This window comes from Pseudomonas indica NBRC 103045, from assembly GCF_002091635.1.
GTDB classification, from domain to species: Bacteria; Pseudomonadota; Gammaproteobacteria; order Pseudomonadales; family Pseudomonadaceae; genus Pseudomonas_M; species Pseudomonas_M indica.
Map to the genome: position 1 here is coordinate 124,267 of NZ_BDAC01000018.1, position 13,484 is coordinate 137,750.

Consider the following 13,484-nt stretch of genomic DNA (forward strand, 5'->3'; position numbering starts at 1 on the left):
GAGTGTTCTCAGCCTAAGGGCTAGGGGGGAGGTACTCCATTCCCCGGACGGGGTACCTCATCAGACCCAGCCCCAGAACTGCAACCACCACCCATACCCGACCAGACCCGCCGCCGGTAGCATGCAGATAAAGGCGCCCAGCGTGCGCCGGGCGGGCAGGCGTTCGCCGCGCAGTACCTGCCAGCCGAGCCACAGACTCCAGGCGATGGCGCCGGCCAGCAGGGCGGCGCGGGTCGGTTGCACCCAGTCCAGGGGCACCCCTTCGAAGCGCAGCAGTTTGACGGTGGTGGAGGAGAGCCCGAGGAACAGCCCGGCGGCACCGAGGGGCGTGAGGCTCAGCGCCAGTTGGCGGAACAGCGTCGGCCGTCCGGCCAGCGTCGTGGCGGCGCGCAGCAGCAGGCTCAGTGCGCCGCCCAGGAGCAGCCCGATGCCGAGCAGGTAGACGAGGATGAGCGCGCCATCCAGCCAGTTGAAGGTGTCGTTGACCTGCGGGTAGTGGGTCAGCAGCCACCAGGGCGCGTTGGCCTCCAACGGCCAGAACAGGTCGCGCTCCACCAGCCAGGTGGCGAGGGTCTGCTTGAGGTCGATGAACCAGGGGCTGACCGTCCACTGGAAGGCGCCCATGGCCAGGCCGATCACTCCGAACAGAAGCAGGCGCACGTCCCAGGGGGAGGGCTCCGACGGACCGCCGCACGAAACGTCGTCGCGATGGCGCTCGACATGGATGATCTCCTGGTTCGGCGAGCGCAGGGCCAGGCTCACTGCGCCGCGCTGGCCGCTGCAGCGTCCGCAGGCGTGGCAATCCGAGGCGCCGCGCATGCGGCGAATGTCCAGCAGAGGGGCGCAGTTGGGCGGTGGCAGGTGGGGTAGCGGATTCTCCCGCCAACGTTGCTCGTCGACGCGGAAATGCACCGGCGCCAGCTTGGCGAGCAGGCCGAACACGCCGCTCACCGGGCACAGGTAGCGGCACCAGATGCGCTTGCCGCGCCCATAGAGGAAGCCCACCAGCATCGCCGCGAGGGTGGAGCCGCCGAGAATCAGCAGGGCAGCCTGGGCGTAGTCGTAGACACTGATCAACTGGCCATAGACGGTGGTGAGGATGAACGCCAGGGTCGGCCAGCCGCCCCAGCGCATCCAGCGCGGTGTGCCCCGGCCGAGGCCGCGCCGGCTGGCCCATTCGCTGAGCGAGCCTTCCGGGCAGAGTACGCCGCACCAGAGGCGACCGAACAGCACCACCGAGAGCAGCACGAAGGGCCACCAGAGCCCCCAGAAGACGAACTGGGCGAACAGCGTGAGGTTGTCCAGCAACCCGCTGTGCGCCGCCGGCAGCGGCAGCAGGGCGGGGATTACCAACAGCACCGCGTAGAACGTCACTACCGACCATTGCAGGGCGCGGATGACCCCGGCGTGACGCCGCATGGCGTCGCCGAGCCGCGCCAGGGAAGCGTTCATGCCGGGCTGACCCTCGCCAGCACCGGTTGCGGCCGCCACAACCAGAGCCAGACCAGCACCCAGTACGCGGCCATCAAACCCACCGCAGCCGGAGAGGGCATGGCCCGGTAGCCGGTGAACCCGGCCAGCACGGCACCCACGCCGGAGCCGTCATCCAGGACGGCCGAGCTGTCCCACAGCGCTTCGCCGAGCAGGCTGTAGGCCACTTCCGGCAGGTCCATGCCCATCAACTGGCCGCTGACCCGGTCCAGCCCGGCCATCAGCAGGGCGGCGCCGAGCAGCAGGAGCAGGGTTTCGCTGAGCTGGAAGAAGCGCCGCCAGGACAGCAGCCGGCTGCCCAATTGCAACGCCGCGAAGGTCGCCACCGCCAGGACGAACCCGAGCAGCCCACCGAGGGCGAAGCGGCCCAGGTCGAGGCCCTGTTGCTGGGCGCCGATGCCGTAGAGGAACACCACGGTTTCGCTGCCTTCACGACCCACGGCGATCAGCGCCAGCACCAGCAGACCGAGCCCGCCACGCTGGCTCAGGCCGGCGCTGGCGCCGGCGATCAGGTTATCGCGCAGTTGTCGGCCGTGGCGGTGCATCCAGCCGACCATCTGCAGGATCAGGCCGCTGGCGACCAGCACCAGGGCGGCCTGGAACCACTCGCCGGCGCTGCCCGCGAGCCATTCGCCGGCGCGCAGGATGAGCAGGGCGAGCAGGGTGGAGAACACCAGCCCGAGCCCGACCCCGCCCCAGAGCAGCACCAGTGCCCGACGGTTGTCTGGCTGGCGGCGCAGCCAGGCGTAGAGGATGCCGATGACCAGCAGGGCCTCGACGCTTTCGCGCCAGACGATGAACAGCGACTGACCCATGGAGCCTCCTGTCAGCGGGCGATGATCTCGCCCTCCGGGAGGTCCATGTGGAACTCGTCGAAGAACGGATAGCGACCGGGTTTGAGCGGATGGATGACAACGAACGAGCGCGCGCCGGGGGACAGCACCTTCTCCACCCTCAGCGGCGTACTCTCGAACTCGATGGGGCCTTCGCCGTCGTTGTGCACTTCGATCTTGAAGCGCTGCCCCGCCGGCACCTCGATCGTGGCGGGGGTGAAGTGGCCGTCGCGAACGCTCAGCACATAGGTGGGCAGGCCCGCCTGGGCGCTACCCGCCAGGGCCGTCAGCAGCAGGAGGGCGGAGAGGCGCGGCATGCTCAGTAACCGCCTTTCTTGCCGATGCCGGCGTAGGTGAATTCGTAGCGCAGTTCGCAGCGCTCGAACCAGGGCGCGACGCCGGTCTCGCGGTCCACATGACGGCCGAACATGCCGTGCTCGCCGCCCGGCGGCAGGATGGTGTAGGTCAGGGTATAGCGGCCCGGGCCGAGCAGCTTGACGTTATCGCCGTAGTGCGGGCCGTCGCTGGCGACCATGGCGTGGAAGTCGCCGGTCAGCGCCTCGGCGCTGCCTTCCTTGCGCAACTCGAAGGCGATGCGCAGGTTGGGCACGAAGCTGCCTTCCTGGAAGCCGTTGGGGTTGTTCTCGGTGGCGCTGATGTCGGCTTCCAAGTGCACGTCCGATTCGGCGGCGGGGCGCATCAGGCCGGCCGGCTCCATCTCGATCGGTTGCAGGTACACCGCACCGACCTCCAGGCCGCCGCATTGCTGGGGCTCGCCGATGGGGTATTCCTTGGCCTGGGCCAGCGGTGCGAGCAGAACGAGGGCGAGGGGCAGGGGGGCGATACGCATGGGGTAGGTCTCCGTTGTCGTGTATGGACAGGGAGCGTAGAGAGACGAAACTCATCTGATAATGATTCTCGTCAATTTTTCGTGGAAAACGACTGCGACAGAATCACGCATCTTATAAGACGTCATACAACAAAGAATGATGGACTGCTTCAGGTCCACGTCGGATCGCCGGGAATGCCTTGTCGCAGCCGATAGGGGGCTGTGCCTGCCGTGCCGTTCATAGCCCTCTATCTCGCTGCTTTCACGCCGGACTCGCGGGGTTGGAGCGAGCCGAAGGGGGTGAGGGCGAAGCAATTCCCCTCGCTTGATGGGGCAAGTCGTCTCGGCAAAGGCGTAGGACTTTTCTGACTCTTTTGCGTTGACAACGCTGTCGAGCTGTTGATAATCGAGTCATGTCATATGACGACATACGACAACGTCCGATAACAAGAACAGTAGAGAGCGCAGGTCCTGCCATGGCGATGAATTTCCAGGCACACCCCTCGGTCGCACGTGCGTTGCCCGCCACGCAGCTCGGCGGATGTCCGCGGTCGTCACGCACAGCGGATACCGCCTACCGTACCGCGCCCAGGCTTGCTCCCCTTCACCGCATTCCTTGCCGGCCATCGTGCCTGCCGTCCGGCGGACACCGCCGAACCACCCGATTCGAACCGACCCATCCGAAACGCCCGGCGCGCTGGCCCTGATCGGCGGGGCGGCCCCTTGCCCAGGCACATTCGAACAACAGCGGCCAGGCCGCAGAACCACTGGAGCAGAACGGAAATGCTGGTTGACGATACACAGATGACCACCCCGGTCGTGCAGGACATGCAGGTGATCCCCGTGGCGGGACACGACAGCATGCTGCTGAACCTGTGCGGCGCCCATGCCCCTTTCTTCACGCGCAACCTGGTGCTGCTCAAGGACAGCGCCGGCCACAGCGGGATCGGCGAAGTCCCGGGCGGCGAGGGCATCCGCCAGGCCCTGGAGCGTTCGCGCCCGCTGGTCATCGGCCAACCCATCGGCCGCTACAACCGCACCCTCGACGGCCTGCGCCGGATGCTCGCCGGACGCGGCGCCACGGCGCACGAGGTGACCTCGGAAGCCGAGGCGGAGGTGCTGAAGCAACCCCATGAAATCAACCTGCGCCTGGACAACGTGATCACCGCCGTCGAGGCCGCGCTGCTCGATCTGCTCGGCCAGCACCTCGGCGTGCCGGTGGCCGAACTGCTCGGCAACGGCCAGCAGCGCGACGCGGTACCGATGCTGGCCTACCTCTTCTACATCGGCGACCGCACCCGCACCGACCTGCCATACCTCGCCGGCGAAGGTTCGGACTGGTACCGCATCCGTCATGAAGAAGCGCTCACCGCCGACGCCATCGTGCGCCAGGCCGAGGCGGCTGCCGCCCGGTACGGTTTCAGGGATTTCAAACTGAAGGGCGGGGTGATGCACGGCAGCGACGAGATGGTTGCGGTGGCCGGGATCAAGGCACGCTTTCCCGATGCCCGCGTCACCCTCGACCCCAACGGCGCCTGGTCGCTGGACGAAGCCATCGCCCTGTGCAAGGGACAGGGGCACGTGCTGGCCTACGCCGAAGACCCGTGCGGGCCGGAGAACGGTTACTCCGGCCGCGAGATCATGGCCGAGTTCCGCCGCGCCGCCGGCATCCCCACCGCCACCAACATGGTCGCCACCGACTGGCGGCAGATGGGCCATTCGCTGCGCCTCGACGCCGTGGACATCCCGCTGGCCGACCCGCATTTCTGGACCCTGCAGGGCTCGGTCCGGCTCGCCCAGATGTGCGAAGAGTTCGGCCTGACCTGGGGTTCCCATTCGAACAACCACTTCGACATCTCGCTGGCGATGTTCACCCACGCCGCCGCCGCGGCGCCGGGGCGCATCACCGCCATCGATACCCACTGGATCTGGCAGGAAGGCCAGGAGCGCCTGACCCGCGAACCGCTGCGCATCGTCGGCGGCGAAGTCCGCGTGCCGGACAAGCCCGGCCTGGGCATCGAGCCGGACATGGACCGGATCATGCTCGCCCACGAGCGCTACAAGCAGGTGGCCGGCGGCGCGCGCGACGATGCCATGGCCATGCGCTACCTGCGCCCCGGTTGGACCTACGACCCGAAACGCCCCAGCTACGCGCGCTGAACCGCGCCGCTCACAACCGATACGCCACCAGCAATGGAGAAAACAATGAAAAAGGCACTCCTCACCACCCTGATGTCCGCCTGCCTGGCGGTCGCCGCCGGCACCGCGCAGGCCGACGACGTCAAGTGGCCGACCCGGCCGGTGCAGGTCATCGTCCCGGCCGCCGCCGGTGGCGACACCGACTTCAACGCCCGGACCATGGCCAAGTACTTCACCCAGATCACCGGCAAGTCGATGGTCATCACCAACATGGCCGGGGGCGGCGGCACCGTGGCAGCTTCCCAGGTCAAGGAGTCCGCGGCGGACGGCAACACGCTGCTCTTCGCGCACACCGGCACGCTGCTGGTGAACGAGGTGTCTGGACTGCTGGACTACAGCTACGAGGACCTCGACATCGCCTGCATTCCCGGCGTGGACAAGGGTGCGGTATTCGTCTCCGGCGATGCTTCCGGCATCAAGACCCTGGACGACCTAATGACCAAGGCCAAGGCGAAGCCGGGCAGCGTGGTCTACGGTACCGAACTGGGTGGTTTCTCCCACCTGCAGGGGCTGATCTTCGAGAAGCTGGCCGGCGTGGACCTGAAGATCGTCGACAGCGGCAGCGCGGCGGAGAAGATCACCGCGTTGCTAGGCGGCCGCATCGACATGGGCGCGATCAGCTACGGCGCGGTACAGGACTACGCCAAGACCGGCGACATGCACATCCTCGCCCAGCCCAACGACGAGCCGAACCCGCTGCTGGGCGACGTGAAGACCTTCAAGCAGCAAGGCATCGACATGGTGGTGGACAAGCCCTACATCATCGCCTTTCCCAAGGGCACCGACCCGGCCATTGTGAAGAAGATGTCCGACGTCATGAAGCAGATCACCGAGATGCCGGCTTATGCCAAGGACCTGGAACAGGGCTTCAAGCAGCCGGTGAGCTTCTACGCCACCGAGGACGCCAAGGCGCTGCTGAAGAAAACCCGCGAAGACTACATGCAGTACAAGGACCTGCTGCGCCAGGCCAAGTGAGCCGCGACCTGCCGGGCCCGCGAGCGGCCCGGCGTTCCACCCCGCTATCCAGGATGTAACCGATGGATACTCATACCCGCAAAGAACGGCTGATCGGCGTGGTCATGCTCTGCGCCGGCCTGGTCTACCTGGTCATGACCATGAACCTGCCGCGCAAGGGCTTCATCGATGCGGCCTTCGTGCCCTACGTACTGGCCTTCATCCTCTGCCTGCTCGGCGTCCTGCAACTGATGAACAGCCGCAAGCCGGCCAACGCCGGCAAGCCCGCCGAGGCCGACGACGGGGAGAAGGTGCCGGCCGACTACCCCACGGTGCTCAAGACCCTCGGCCTGATCGTGCTCTATACCGCGCTGCTGTCCACGGTCGGCTTCCCGATCATGACGGCGCTCTACCTCTACGCGCAGTTCATCGTGCTGACCCCGGCCGGCCAGAAGGTCAACCACATCGGCTATGCGGTGATCGCCGTGGTGGCGTCGCTGGTGATCTATTACATCTTCCGCCACGGCTTCGACCTGCTGTTGCCGTCCGGCTTCCTCGACATCTAGGAGCACGGCCATGTTGGAACTTCTGCAACACGGCTTTTCCGCCGTCTTCTCGATCCAGATCCTGATCCTCATCACCCTGGGCGTCGGGGTCGGCATCATCTTCGGCGCGGTGCCGGGGCTGACCGCGGTGATGGCCATCGCCCTGAGCCTGCCGCTGACCTACAGCATGGGGCCGGCGGCCGGCCTGTCGCTGCTCGTCGCGCTGTACATCGGCGCCACGTCCGGCGGCCTGATCTCGGCGATCCTGCTGAAGATTCCGGGTACGCCGTCGTCCATCGCCACCACCTTCGACGGCGGCCCGATGATGGAGAAGGGTGAGGGCGTCAAGGCATTGGGCGCGGGGATCGTCTTCTCCTTCCTCGGGACGATTGCCAGCATCGCCGCGCTGATGTTCATCGCACCCTGGCTGGCCAAGGTGGCGCTGCGCTTCGGCCCGCACGAATACTTCGCCATCGCGATCTTCTCGCTGACGCTGATCGCCACGCTGTCCACCGGGTCGATGATCAAGGGCCTGTTCTCCGGCGTGCTGGGCTTCGTCTTCGCCACCGTCGGCATCGCGCCGGTGGATGCCATCCGCCGCTTCACCTTCGACATCCCCAACCTGAACAGCGGCTTCGAAATCCTCACCGTGCTGGTCGGCGTGTTCGCCATCTCCGAGATCATCAAGGTCGCCGAAAGCGTCCGTGCGGAGCGCAAGGCCCAGGTCGGCAGCGTGAGCATGAAGGACATCAAGGGCTTCGGCTTCTCGCTGAAGGAGTTCTTCGGGCAGCTCCCCAATTCGATCCGCTCCGCGTTCATCGGCATCGGGATCGGCATCCTGCCGGGCGTCGGCGCCGGCACCTCGAACATCGTGTCCTACATCGTCGCCAAGAAGCGCTCCAAGCACCCGGAGAAATTCGGCACCGGCGTGATCGATGGCGTGGTCGCCAGCGAAACCGCCAATAACGCCGGCATCGGCGGCGCCATGATCCCGCTGCTGACCCTGGGCATTCCCGGCGACGCGGTGACCGCGATCCTCCTCGGTGGCTTCATGATCCACGGTATCCAGCCGGGTCCGATGCTGTTCATGAGCCAGGGCGACCTGGTGTACACCATCTTCGCCGCGCTGATCCTCGCCGCATTGATGATGCTGGTGCTGGAGTTCTACGGGCTGCGCATCTTCATCAAGCTGCTGGCCGTGCCCAAGCACATCCTCCTGCCGATCATCCTGGTGCTCTGCGTGGTGGGGGCTTTCGGCCTGAGCAGCCGGATCTTCGATATCTGGACCATCCTGGTGTTCGGCCTGGTCGGCTACGGTTTCGTCAAGGGCGGCATTCCCGCCGCGCCGTTCATCATCGGCTTCATCCTCGGGCCGATGGCGGAAACCAACCTGCGCCGCGGGCTGATGCTGTCGGACGGCAACTTCATGGGCTTCCTCAGCAACCCCATCGCCGGCGGCTTCATCCTGCTGGCGGTCGCCTCGGTGGCCTGGCACCTGTTCAATGCCCTGCGTCATCGCAAGGATGGTGTGGTGGAACTGCTGCGCTCCTGAGGGGTAGGGGCGTATTCGCCCGGCGAGGGTGGGTTGGGCGAATGAATTCGCCCCTACGGGAGTCCGGCTTTGCTCGTGAGCCGGGCCCACCAATGTTTCGCCAGCAGAGCTGGCTCCTACGAAAAGCCCCGATCCGGTGGGTGGAGAAATCCGCTGTAGGGGCGAATTTATTCGCCCGGCTAGGGTGGGCCGTTGTAGGTGCGGGTTGGGTCGCATGCAACCTGTGGGCGGATTCATCCGCGAAGAGCGGCCTGTCGGCAATTCGCGAATGAATTCGCTCCCACACGAAAGGGGCGAGCGTCCCGTACATGAACCCTCCTCACCCACGCCCATCGATCTCCACCTGCGCCATCGTCCAACCGTCGGCCTGCTCGTGCAGGCTGAGCCCGAGCCCGGGGCGGTTCGGCACGATCATGCAGCCGTCGCGAATCTCCAGGCGTTCGTTGAAGGCCGGTTCCAGCCATTCGAAATGCTCGACCCAGGTGGCGTGCTCGTAGGCCGCCGCCAGATGCAGATGAATCTCCATGACGAAGTGCGGCGCCATGGCCATGCCGCGCAGCCCGGCCATGGCCGCTACCCGCAGGAACGGGGTGATACCACCGATGCGCGGGGCGTCGTGCATCAGCACATCCACCGCGCCGCGCTCCACGAAGGCGGCGACTTCGGTGGCGCTGGTCAGCATCTCGCCGCTGCCCACCGGCGTATCCAACCGAGCGGCGAGGGCGGAGTGGCCTTCCAGATCATGGGCATCGAGCGGTTCCTCGATCCACTCCAGTTCGTAGGGCTCCAGCGCGCGCCCCATGCGCAGGGCCGTGGTGCGGTCCCACTGCTGGTTGGCGTCCACCATCAGCGGCACGCGGTCGCCGAGTGCCTTGCGCACGGCGTCCACCCGCTGCAGGTCGGTGCGATGGTCAGGCTGTCCCACTTTCAGCTTGATGCCGCCGATGCCGCGTTCGAGGGAGGCGCGGGCCCGGTCGATCACTTCTTCCACCGGGGCCTGCAAATAACCCCCGGAGGTGTTGTAGCAGCGCACCGCATCGCGGTGGGCGCCCAGCAGCTTGGCCAGCGGCAGGCCGGCACGGCGCGCCTTGAGGTCCCAGAGCGCGGTGTCCAGCGCGGCGATGGCCTGCGCCGCCACGCCGCCGCGCCCTACCGAGGCACCGGCCCAGGTCATGCGGCTCCACAGGTGGGCGATGTCATTGGGGTCTTCGCCGATCAACAACGGGGCGACTTCCCGGGCATGGGCGAACTGCGCCGTAGCGCCGGCCCGCAGGCAATAGCCGAAGCCCAGGCCGGTGTGGCCCTGTTCGGTGTCGATTTCGGCGACGAGCAGCGAGACCTCGCGCAGCGGACGCTGGCGTCCGGTGAGCACCTTGGCGTCGGTCACCGAATGGGGCAGGGGAACGGCGACGGTGCGCAGACGGATTCGGCGAATGCTGTCGGGTTCGTACATGGGCGCCTCCTGAGCGGGGAAACCCATGATCGACGCGAAGTTTGATTCACGTCTAATCTAAACAGGCACTGGATTGATACCGGAAAGGCATCGATGTTCGAGTTGTCCCAACTGCGCTGCTTCACCACCGTGGCGGCGGAATTGAATTTCCGCCGTGCCGCCGAACGCCTCAACATGACCCAGCCGCCGCTGAGCCGGCAGATTCAATTGCTGGAGCACCAACTGGGCGTCGCACTGTTCACCCGCAGCACCCGCTCGGTGACGCTCACCGCGGCCGGCCGGGCTTTCCTCGTCGAAGCGCAGAGCCTGCTGGCGCATGCCGAACAGGCCGCGCTGACGGCCCGGCGGGTGGCGCGGGGCGAGGCCGGGGCACTGACCCTGGGCTTCGTGGCCAGCGCGGTCTACGAGTTCCTGCCCCAGGTGGTGGCCGATGCCCGCACCGGCCTGCCCGGCATCGATATCGCCCTGCACGAGATGAACACCTTCGAACAACAGGAGGCCCTGCGTGCGCGGCGAATCGACCTGGGCATCGTCCGCGCGCCCATGCAGCACCCCGGCATCGGCTGCGAGTGCCTGCTGCGCGAGCCCTTCGTCCTGGCGCTGCCCCGGCAGCACCCCCTGGCCGACCAGGAAGACCTGGGTGTGGAGGCACTGCACGGCCAACCCTTCATCCTCTACGCACACTCCGCCTGGCAGCCGTTCAACGAGCTGCTGACCGGCTTGTTCCGTGCCCACGGCATCGTCCCGGACGTGGTCCAACTGCTCGGCTCGACCCTCACGATCCTGGCCCTGGTGGACGCCGGCATGGGCCTGGCCCTGGTGCCGCACAGCGCCAGCCGCATCCGTTTCGAGAACCTGGGCTTCCGCCCGATCGAATTGGGCGCCGGCATCCGCAGCGAGCTGTACCTGATCTGGCGCGAGGACAACGACAACCCCGCGCTGCACGCCCTGCTCGATGCCATCCGGCAGACGGCGGGTGCGCTGTCTGCTTAGGGGCGGACTATGCTTCGACCGGTTCGAGCAAGTGCGGAGGCACCATGTTGAAGTCCATCGAAGCGGGCGTGCTGGACATCGCCTACGAGGAGATCGGCCCGGCGGACGGCTGGCCGGTGCTGCTGATGCACGGTTTTCCCTACGACATCCACGCCTATGCCGAGGTGGCGCCGGCGCTGGCCGACCGGGGCGCGCGGGTGATCGTGCCCTACCTGCGCGGTTACGGACCCACCCGGTTTCTCCGGGCCGACACGCCCCGCTTGGGCCAGCAGGCGGCCATGGGCCAGGACATCCTGGCGCTGCTGGACGTCCTGGCCATCGACTCGGCCCTGCTGGTGGGTTACGACTGGGGTGGGCGCGGCGCCTGCATCGTCGCGGCGCTGTGGCCGCAGCGCGTGCGCGGGCTGGTCAGTATCGGCGGCTACCTGATCCAGGACATCGCCCGCGCCATGGAGCCGGACGAGCCGGAATACGAACTGCCGTACTGGTACCAGTACTACTTCCACAACGAGCGCGGCCGTGCCGGGTTGGAGCGCAACCGGCGGGCGCTGTGCGCGCTGCTCTGGCGCCTGTGGTCGCCGACCTGGGATTTCGACGAAGCGACCTTCGCCCGCAGCGCCGCCGCCTTCGACAACCCGGATTTCGTCGAGGTGGTGATCCACTCCTATCGCCACCGCTTCGGCCTGGCAGCCGGCGATCCGGCGCTGGAAGACATCGAGCGGCGCCTGGCCGCCCAACCGCCGATCAGCGTGCCGGCCCTCAGCGTGGATGGCGCCGACGACGGCGTGATCCTGCGCAGCACCGCCGCGCATGCCCGCCACTTCAGCGGCTGGCACCGGCACGCCGTGGTGGCGGGCGCCGGGCATAACCTGCCGCAGGAAAAGCCGGCAGAACTGGTCGAGCTGATCCTCGAACTGCACGACCAGACCCGATGAACCTCCGCACAGGGACGTGACCATGCGTGTACTCAAGACCAACCCCCAGGACGACTTCCGCATCAAGGCCTACGCCGGCACCAACGGCGTGCTGCTGGCGTTCGATGTGGCCGAGGCGCGGCGCGACGGGCTGCTGGGCTTCGCCGTCGAACAGCGGGAGGAGGGCAGGAACTGGCAATGGCTGCTCAACAGCCTGACCTTCCCCGGCCATGCCCATACGATTGCGCACTGGAACGCCACGCCGAGCGATATCGCGCCGATCCAGAAATTCCGCTGGGCCGACTACAGCATCGAACCCGGCACCACCTGCCATTACCGCGTGCACCTGGCCTACGGCCGTCCCGGCGCCATCGAACTGGGCGAGTCCCTGGCGCTGGCGGTGACCACCGACGACGGTCGGCCGGAAGGGCATCGGGTGCTGTTCAACCGTGCGGCGGCGGCCAGCCAGTCCTTCGGCCGGCGTTTTCCCGAACTGGTGACCCGTCTGGAGCAGGTGCGCAACCTGCCCCTCGAAGCCTGGCCGGAGGCACCGCGCCGCTGGCTGGAGAACGGCCTGCTGGAACGGATTCTCGCCTTCATCGGACGCGCGACGGATAACCAGTGGGCGCTGGACATCGCCATCTACGAATACGAACTGGACGCCATCGTCGAGGCGGTGAATGCGGCACAGACCCGCGGGGTACGGCTGCGTGTGCTCTACCACGCCAAGGCCGGCGACCATCAGACCCAGGAGAACGAAGCCCGCCTGGCTGCTCTCCCGGAAACGAGCCGGCGCGGGCGCGTCACCTCGCGCATCTTCCACCACAAATTCGCCGTGCTCAGCCGCCTGGACGGTGGCGAGTTCAAGCCCTGCGCCGTGCTGCTCGGCAGCACCAACTTCACCGAGAACGGCATCTACCGCCAGGCCAATGTCGTCCATATCACCGACGACCTCGGCGTGGCCAGCCAGTACAGGCAGCTCTTCGAAGTGATCTGGAATGCGCCGGCCGATGTCGGCGCCACCCGCGACTGGATCAACCGGCACAACCCCCTGGAGGCGGGGCGGACGCTGTTCGCCGGTTTCTCCCCGCGCAGCGGCGCCGCCGACCTGGCCGAGTTCGCCGCGGTGATGCGCGGCGCGGAGCGCGACCTGTTGTTCGCCACCGCCTTCGCCTTGCCCGACGACATCCTTGACGCCCTGCTCGGCGCGCCCCACGACGACGTGCTGCGCTACGGCGTGCAGAACAAGGGCAGCCGCATCACTGGCTTCCACGCCGACCGTACCGCCGAATTCACCGCCACCGCGTTGCTCTCCAAGGGCTTGGAAGGCTGGGTGAAGGAGGGGCTGCGCGGCCAGCGCGGCAACCTGCTGGTGCACCTCAAGGCGGTGGTGGCGGACTTCACCAGCGACGCCCCGGTGATCATCAGTGGCAGCCACAACCTCAGCCTGCCGGCGAGCAACGGCAACGACGAAAACTACCTGATCATCCGCGGCGACACCGACCTCGCCGACCGCTACGGCCTGGAAATCCTGCGCTTCTACGAGCACTACCGATTCCGCTACTACGCCCGCAAGCTCAAGCTGAAAGAGGCCCGTCCCCTCAGCCCGGACAGTAGCTGGGCCGACGACTACTACCGCCCCGGCCACCTGAAACGGTTGTCGCGGTTGCGGTTTTCCGGGCGCTGAAGCGGGCGAATGAATTCGTCCCTGCACGTGGGAT

The 13,484-nt window shown here is 67.0% G+C and carries 12 protein-coding genes; 7 read left to right on the forward strand and 5 right to left on the reverse strand.

Annotation, left to right across the window (positions count from 1 at the left end):
- Positions 1-60: 60 nt before the first annotated feature.
- Genes PIN01S_RS19645 through PIN01S_RS19660 form a run of 4 tightly spaced genes read right to left on the reverse strand, consistent with a single transcriptional unit; the run spans position 61 to position 3,174 of the window.
- Positions 61-1,452 (reverse strand): 4Fe-4S binding protein, encoded by a 1,392-nt coding sequence (locus PIN01S_RS19645; protein ID WP_084338087.1) that lies wholly within the window; start codon positions 1,450-1,452, stop codon positions 61-63.
- The gene (locus PIN01S_RS19650) at positions 1,449-2,306 is read right to left on the reverse strand and encodes an FTR1 family iron permease (RefSeq protein ID WP_084338089.1); all 858 of its coding nucleotides are present in this window, start codon (positions 2,304-2,306) and stop codon (positions 1,449-1,451) included. Before PIN01S_RS19650 ends, PIN01S_RS19645 begins: the two co-directional genes overlap by 4 nt.
- 11 nt (positions 2,307-2,317) lie before the next feature.
- Complete coding sequence (locus tag PIN01S_RS19655; RefSeq protein WP_084338091.1) at positions 2,318-2,641, reverse strand: cupredoxin domain-containing protein; 324 nt, start codon at positions 2,639-2,641, stop codon at positions 2,318-2,320.
- 2 nt (positions 2,642-2,643) lie between these two features.
- Positions 2,644-3,174, reverse strand: a complete 531-nt coding sequence (locus PIN01S_RS19660) for an iron transporter (protein ID WP_084338093.1) — start codon at positions 3,172-3,174, stop codon at positions 2,644-2,646.
- 762 nt (positions 3,175-3,936) lie between these two features.
- Between PIN01S_RS19660 and PIN01S_RS19665 the strand changes: the two genes are divergently transcribed.
- From PIN01S_RS19665 to PIN01S_RS19680, 4 genes are all read left to right on the forward strand, one after another.
- Complete coding sequence (locus PIN01S_RS19665; protein WP_084338095.1) at positions 3,937-5,313, forward strand: enolase C-terminal domain-like protein; 1,377 nt, start codon at positions 3,937-3,939, stop codon at positions 5,311-5,313.
- Between the two features lie 33 nt (positions 5,314-5,346).
- Positions 5,347-6,327: a Bug family tripartite tricarboxylate transporter substrate binding protein gene (locus PIN01S_RS19670; protein WP_084338097.1), complete on the forward strand. Its 981-nt coding sequence runs from the start codon at positions 5,347-5,349 to the stop codon at positions 6,325-6,327.
- 62 nt (positions 6,328-6,389) lie between these two features.
- Positions 6,390-6,872 (forward strand): tripartite tricarboxylate transporter TctB family protein, encoded by a 483-nt coding sequence (locus PIN01S_RS19675; RefSeq protein WP_084338099.1) that lies wholly within the window; start codon positions 6,390-6,392, stop codon positions 6,870-6,872.
- Positions 6,873-6,882: 10 nt separating this feature from the next.
- A complete protein-coding gene (locus tag PIN01S_RS19680) occupies positions 6,883-8,403 on the forward strand; it encodes a tripartite tricarboxylate transporter permease (RefSeq protein ID WP_084338101.1) in 1,521 nt (506 codons plus the stop codon).
- A 319-nt stretch (positions 8,404-8,722) separates the two neighbouring features.
- Here the strand turns inward: PIN01S_RS19680 and PIN01S_RS19685 are convergent, their stop codons facing one another.
- Complete coding sequence (locus tag PIN01S_RS19685; RefSeq protein WP_244506001.1) at positions 8,723-9,856, reverse strand: L-talarate/galactarate dehydratase; 1,134 nt, start codon at positions 9,854-9,856, stop codon at positions 8,723-8,725.
- Between the two features lie 93 nt (positions 9,857-9,949).
- Between PIN01S_RS19685 and PIN01S_RS19690 the strand changes: the two genes are divergently transcribed.
- From PIN01S_RS19690 to PIN01S_RS19700, 3 genes are read left to right on the forward strand one after another with little or no spacing between them, the layout of a single operon-like run.
- The gene (locus tag PIN01S_RS19690) at positions 9,950-10,849 is read left to right on the forward strand and encodes a LysR family transcriptional regulator (RefSeq protein WP_084338105.1); all 900 of its coding nucleotides are present in this window, start codon (positions 9,950-9,952) and stop codon (positions 10,847-10,849) included.
- A 44-nt stretch (positions 10,850-10,893) separates the two neighbouring features.
- Positions 10,894-11,784 carry an alpha/beta fold hydrolase gene (locus tag PIN01S_RS19695; RefSeq protein WP_084338107.1) on the forward strand — a complete coding sequence of 297 codons (891 nt, stop codon included), beginning with the start codon at positions 10,894-10,896 and terminating at the stop codon, positions 11,782-11,784.
- A gap of 22 nt (positions 11,785-11,806) precedes the next feature.
- Positions 11,807-13,450 (forward strand): phospholipase D-like domain-containing protein, encoded by a 1,644-nt coding sequence (locus tag PIN01S_RS19700; protein ID WP_084338109.1) that lies wholly within the window; start codon positions 11,807-11,809, stop codon positions 13,448-13,450.
- Positions 13,451-13,484 lie beyond the last annotated feature (34 nt).